This window comes from Mycobacterium sp. TH-M25 (assembly GCF_057473665.1).
On the sequence record NZ_JBYCLA010000523.1, the window covers coordinates 1 to 5,888 of the forward strand.

Genomic DNA, 5,888 nt, shown 5'->3' on the forward strand with positions numbered 1-5,888 from the left:
CCAGGGTCAGGGTGTAGTCGTAGGTGGTCATTCCGACGAAGACCGATGTCTGGGTGCCGCGGATCATCGGCGCGGTGATGCCCGCGTTTTCCAGCGCCTCCCAAGCGACTTCGAGCAACAGCCGCTGCTGCGGATCCATCGCCGCGGCCTCGCGCGGGGAGATTCCGAAGAACTCGGCGTCGAACTCGTCGGGACGCCAGGCGGTGAGGAACCCGCCTTGCTTGCTGACAATCGTGCCGGGCAGCGAATGGTCGTCGGCAAAGAACGCGTCAGCATCCCAGCGCTCGGCCGGAACGTCGACGATGCCGCTGCGGCCCTCCTGCAGCATCCGCCAGAACTGGTCGGGGGTGTCTGCGCCGCCGGGCAGCCGGCAACCGATGCCGACCACCGCGATCGGCTCGGTGTCACCCTGCTCGGCGATCGCCAACCGCGCCGTCAGATCGTCGATCTTGCGTAACGCCTCGGTGATGATGGCCCGACGGTCCGACGGTGCAGCAGTCATAGCGCTCCCCCCGGTCTGTCGGAAAGTTGTTGTCGTATTACATCGCGTGCGACGAGAACCTCGGCGTCGCGCACCGATGTCATCCGGGCGCGTCCAGTCGGTTCGCCTCGTAGCGCACACAACGTTCTACCCAGCGGAAGTGGCTAATGTTACCGTCACTCGGCTCTCGTAGAACGTGCGCCCCCTGCGCGGCGGGCACGAAAAATCCGTCGGTCGACACTGGCTTTACGCCCGCTGCGGCGCAAAGCCGTCTGAACCTCACTAAGCGGTGGAATCCAACCGGCTGAAGTCGTCCTGGCGGTAAACCTCAACGCACGACGAACGGCGGATCTTGCCGCTGGTGGTGATCGGAATCGACCCGGGCGGAACCAGTACCAGGTCGGCCACCCGCAGCCCGTGGGACTTCGAAATGGCAGACGTGACTTTCGCCCTCACATCGCGGAGCCGCTGCGCCATCTCCTGGGTGTTGCCTTTGTCTTTCATCTCGGCAATCACGATCAGACGCTCGGTGCGACCGTCCTCGATGGAGATCGCCGCGACGCGACCGCCGCTGATCTCCTGGGTGGTGGCCTCGATGTCGTCGGGATAGTGGTTACGCCCGTCGACGATCAGCAGATCCTTGATCCGGCCGATGATGTACAGCTCGCCGTCGTGGATGGTGCCCAGGTCACCGGTGCGCAACCACGGGCCCAGCGGTGTGCCGGGCGTCGGGTCGACCAACTGGCCGCCGAAGGCCTTCTGGGTCTGCTGCGGCTTGCGCCAGTAGCCGGCGGCAATGTTGGCGCCGTGCAGCCAGATTTCGCCGACCATGCCGGCCGGGTTCTCCACCCGGGTCTCCGGGTCGACGATGCGGATTGTCGAGGCGCGTGGGACGCCGACGCTGACGAGTTCGACCCCGGTCTTGTTGTCGCAGGCCTCCGCGTGGCCGGCGGACAGCTTCTCGTAGTCGAAGTTGGCGACGGTCGGCGGCCGGCCCGGCCCGGAGGAGTTCACGTAGACCATCGCCTCGGCCAGGCCGTAGGACGGCTTCAGCGAGCTGGCCGGGAAGCCGAACTGCGAGAAGCGGTCGGTGAATCGCCGGATGGTGGCCGCATGCACGCGCTCGCTGCCGGACAGGATGGTGTGCACGCCGGACAGGTCGAGACCGGCCATGTCCTCGTCGGTGGTGCGCCGGGCGGCCAGCTCGAACGCGAAGTTCGGCACCGCGGTGAAGACGCGGGTGTTGAGCGCCATCTGCTGGACCCAGCGGGCAGGCCGCTGCAAAAACGCCATCGGGCTCATCAGCACCGAGTGCAGGCCCATGGTCAGCGCGCCGGTGACGCCCAGCAACAGACCCATGTCGTGGTAGACGGGAAGCCAGGACACCAGGGTGGTGTCCGGCGGCGGCACCGCCCCCTGTTCCTCGAAGTAGTCCTCTCGCACCTGCTGGCAGTTGGCCAGGATGTTCTTGTGGGTGACCACGACGCCCTTGGGCGTCAGCGTCGAGCCGGAGGTGTATTGCAGCACCGCGTTCTTGGTCCGCGGCGCGGGCGGGACGTTGAAGTCGGGCGTCGCGTTGAGGTCGAGGCTGTCGACCTCGATCAGGGCCGGGGTCTTGCCGGGCAGCGAGCGCGCCGAGCCGACGACGTCGTCGACGGCGGCGGACGTGGTCAGCAGGACAGTCGGAGCGCAGTCCTGCAGTGCGGCAGAGGCCCGCTCGTCGTGGGCACCGAACTGCGGCACGGGCAGCGGTACGGCGACCAGCCCGGCCTCGAGCGCGCCGTAGAAGGCCACCACGTAGTCCAGGCCCTGTGGGGCCAGGATCGCGGCACGGTCGCCGGGCGCGCCGACCGTGGCGATCTCAGCGGCCAGCGCTTGGACGCGGCCGTAGAGCTCACCCCAGGTCAGTGTCTGCCGGTCGCCGGCCGGATCGACGTCGAAGTCGATGTACGTGTATGCCGGTGCTTCCGGCTGCTGCCGGGCCCATTCCCGCAGTACTGCGGCAATCGACGCTTCGGTTACTGCCATCGGGACACCACCCCTCGAGATGTAGAGCCCGGCAAAACAATGAGCGGGCGCTTGTGATGCAGGAGATTAACAGGGGCCTCGCGCCTCTTGGGCCAAAAACCCAAGAATGCAATAAGTGCGCCAAACATAAGACCCGTTCTAGCCAGCGTCATTGCCGGGACCGTAGGTTTGCTATGTGAGCCGCTTCCGGAGGCTCCCAGTCCCCAGTCGTGACGCGCCAACCTTACCGGAGGGTCAGATGTTTCTCATAATTCCGATTAATTAAAGGCGTTGCGGTCGCTTTGGCGTGGTGGAGACGGTGCCAGACACCCAAGCGGACGCCGCCGGAAGGCTCGGCCCACGCCGACCCGACGCCCGCACCGCTGTGACGGCTGTGCCTCCCGTGAAACCTCCGCCGAAGAGGGGGTTTGCTGGAATTCCGGGCGCCGACCGCGGTGGTGTGGGGTTTTTCACTTTTCCCCAAACATCTCACTGTGAACGCCGGCCGCGCCGCCGGCGGACACCCCGAACCGGCTGGCGGTGGCCGATACATCCGGTTTATCGGCGTCATCGTCCGATTTGTCGGCCGCATAAACTTATTTGACACTTGCAGAATAGCACTGTTTCCGGTTCGTGATTGGCTCCAAGTCGTGCCATGAATCGTCGTGCGGAAAGCGCGTTACTCAACCTCGAGAACAGGACAAGATCTTTGCCTCGATGTCACTTGCCAACTCGGCTATGTGGTCGGTCAGATAAAAATGGTGGCCGGGAAAAACTTTCATGGCGAAATCAGATGTCGTGCGCTGCGACCACGGTTGCACCTTCTCGGGGGTCGCGACTTCGTCGTCGTCGCCCAGGAACGCCGAGATCGGGCAGGACAACGTTTCCCCGGGCGGGCAGTCGTATTTCGAGATCGCCTTGAGCCCACGCAGCGTCGGCAAGATGCTGGCCGCAAATTCCTCGTTTTCCAGGAACTCGGGGTTGACACCCGTCATCTCGCTCACCGCGTCCAGCAGTCCGCGGTCAGACTCCGGGACGTGTTCGTAGCCGACGTGGCCCGGTGCGGCGACGGCCGAGACGAACAGCGCCGCAATCGGTCTGCCCGCCCGCTCGAACCGGCGCGCGACCTCGAACGCCAGTAGTCCGCCCATGCTGTGCCCGAAAAAGGTGATCGCGTCGTGCGGATCTTGCGGTGGCGTGATCATCTGGCAAACCTGGTCGGCGAGATCGCCGATGGTGGTGAACGACCCGAGGTCGTGATTACCGCGGCGCCCCGGATACCGCACGGCGACCCGTTTGATGTCGCTGGCAAAAGCCTTGGCAAAGGGAACGTAAAACTCGGCCGATCCCCCGGCGTGCGGGAAGATGAAAAGTTTAGGTGGCTGTCCAGTCACGCGGCCACGATACCGTCACCCATCTGCCCACCTCGCCGCCACGTCACGTGGTTCGACCGCGACGGCCCCGGCTTGACGATGTCTGGCCGACCAGTGCAAAACCCTGTGAGAAACCCTGCGCAAACCTTACGAGAAGCCCCCTGAGAAACCCAAGAAATTACTGAGCTATTTTTCCCTGACGTAGGTTCACCGAATCGCCTATCGTCAAAGGCGAAAAGGACCTACGCTTTAAATGCCACCACGTGTGGCTGTCCTCTAGGGGAGGTCGTCCAGACGCCCAGGTTCGGATACTGTTCCACTCATGTGTCGGCGCGGGTCTCGGGGAAAGGGTTAATCAAGATGTTCGTCACTACACAACCAGACGTGCTGCAAGGGGCTGCGGGCACGCTCTCCGGTATCGGGGACGCCATGGTCGCGCGCAACTCCGCCGCCGCCGGCCCGACGACGGGCTTGGCGCCGGCCGCCTCGGACCTCGTCTCGGCGATGACGGCAGCCCAGTTCGCTCAGCACGGCGCGCTGTACCAGCAGATCGCCGCTCAGGCCGCCGCGGTGCACGAGCAGCTGGTGGCCGCATTGCGCTCCGGCGCCGGCGCCTACGCGTTGACCGAGGCAGCCAACGCGGCAGCCGCCGGATAGTCGGGAACTGGCTTCGATGAGCTTTTCGCTGATACCTCCGGAGATCAACTCCGCGCTGATGTACTCCGGTGCGGGGTCTAGTCCATTATTGGAGGCCGCCACGGCGTGGGACGAGCTGGCCGCCGATTTGGAGGCCACCGCCACGCAATACCAGACCGCGGTCACCAACCTGACCACGGAAACCTGGCTCGGTCCGTCGTCGGCTCACATGGCCTCGGCCGCCGAGCCCTACATCGCCTGGCTGCAGAGCACCGCGACCGAGGCGGCCCAGACCGGCACCCAGGCCAAGGCTGCCGCTGCCGCCTACCAGACCGCGTACACCTCGATGGTCCCGCCGCCAGTGATCGCGGCCAACCGGGCCGAGCTGACCACGCTGGTGTCCAACAACTTCCTCGGCCAGAACACCGGGGCCATCGCCCAAAATGAGGCGGAGTACCTGGACATGTGGATCCAGGACGCGCTCGGCATGGACACCTACCAGATGCATTCGACGGGCGCCTCCGCCGCACTGCCCGCGCAGAGCGCGGCGCCGATGGTGGCGAGTGGCTCGCAGGCTGTGCCGGCTAGTTCAACCGGTACTGATAGCGCGATCGAAGCAATTCTTAACTCGATCACGTATTTGTTTGGCGTCGATCCTTCGAAGGTCTCGCTGACCACTTTGTCCGCCACCAGCTTGGAGAGCTGGTTGCCGGCGGTTGCCGGCGCCATCGCCAGCAACCCCGAAGGCGCGCTGCTGCCCCTCCAAGGCACCTACTACCTGGGCATGTTGAGCAGCGTGCCCGCTCGTATGTTCATGGGCTCGGGCAGCGGTGCCGCCGGCGCCGGCAGCGCCGTCGACACGCTGGTCGGCATGAAGGACTCGCTGCTGGAAAATGTCGGCAAGATGGTCGACACCAAGGGCGCTCAAGTGCTGAGCGGCGTCACCGGCCAATTGGGCAAGTGGGGTGCGGGCATTCAGGCCCAGATGTCCAGCGCGCTACAAGCGGGTGGCCTGTCGGTCCCACACGCCTGGCACACCGGTGCGGGAGCGGGACTGGATCGTGCCGCCCCGCTGCTGCCCTCCACCAGCGTCGCGCCGCCGAGCAACATGACGTCCGGTCTACCCACTAGCCCGTTCTCGCAGGGGCTGATGGGCGCAATGGCCGGACGCGGCATGAGCGCCATGGGCTCGCGCGTCGCCGCCAAGGTGATGCCGCGTTCGCCCGCCGGCGGTTAGAGTTTCCACACAACAACCCACGAGCTTTTCCGCACGCCCACAAGAATGGAGAGAGATATGCCTACTCGTTTTATGACTGATCCGCACGAGATGCGGGCGATGGCTGGACGTTTCGAATCCCACGCCCAGACCGTCGAGGACGAGGCCCGCAAGA

The 5,888-nt window shown here is 65.2% G+C and carries 5 protein-coding genes and 1 pseudogene; 3 read left to right on the top strand and 3 right to left on the bottom strand.

Annotated elements, in window-relative coordinates; all coding sequences use genetic code 11:
* The 3 genes from AC2VOU_RS17560 to AC2VOU_RS17570 form a co-directional block, all read right to left on the bottom strand.
* On the bottom strand, positions 1–502 hold a 502-nt coding region (locus AC2VOU_RS17560; RefSeq protein ID WP_486958521.1), incomplete at its 3' end, for a beta-ketoacyl [acyl carrier protein] synthase domain-containing protein.
* 261 nt (positions 503–763) lie between these two features.
* Positions 764–2,509 (bottom strand): AMP-binding protein, encoded by a 1,746-nt coding sequence (locus AC2VOU_RS17565; RefSeq protein ID WP_486958522.1) that lies wholly within the window; start codon positions 2,507–2,509, stop codon positions 764–766.
* A 662-nt stretch (positions 2,510–3,171) separates the two neighbouring features.
* Positions 3,172–3,882, bottom strand: coding sequence for a thioesterase II family protein (locus AC2VOU_RS17570; RefSeq protein ID WP_486958523.1), 711 nt, complete (start codon positions 3,880–3,882; stop codon positions 3,172–3,174).
* Positions 3,883–4,221: 339 nt separating this feature from the next.
* Between AC2VOU_RS17570 and AC2VOU_RS17575 the strand changes: the two genes are divergently transcribed.
* From AC2VOU_RS17575 to AC2VOU_RS17585, 3 genes and pseudogenes are all read left to right on the top strand, one after another.
* Positions 4,222–4,518 (top strand): PE family protein, encoded by a 297-nt coding sequence (locus AC2VOU_RS17575; protein WP_486958524.1) that lies wholly within the window; start codon positions 4,222–4,224, stop codon positions 4,516–4,518.
* Between the two features lie 16 nt (positions 4,519–4,534).
* On the top strand, positions 4,535–5,734 hold the full coding sequence (locus AC2VOU_RS17580) for a PPE family protein (RefSeq protein ID WP_486958525.1): 1,200 nt from the start codon (positions 4,535–4,537) through the stop codon (positions 5,732–5,734).
* 57 nt (positions 5,735–5,791) lie between these two features.
* A pseudogene (locus AC2VOU_RS17585) lies at positions 5,792–5,888 on the top strand (WXG100 family type VII secretion target); the annotation flags it as partial.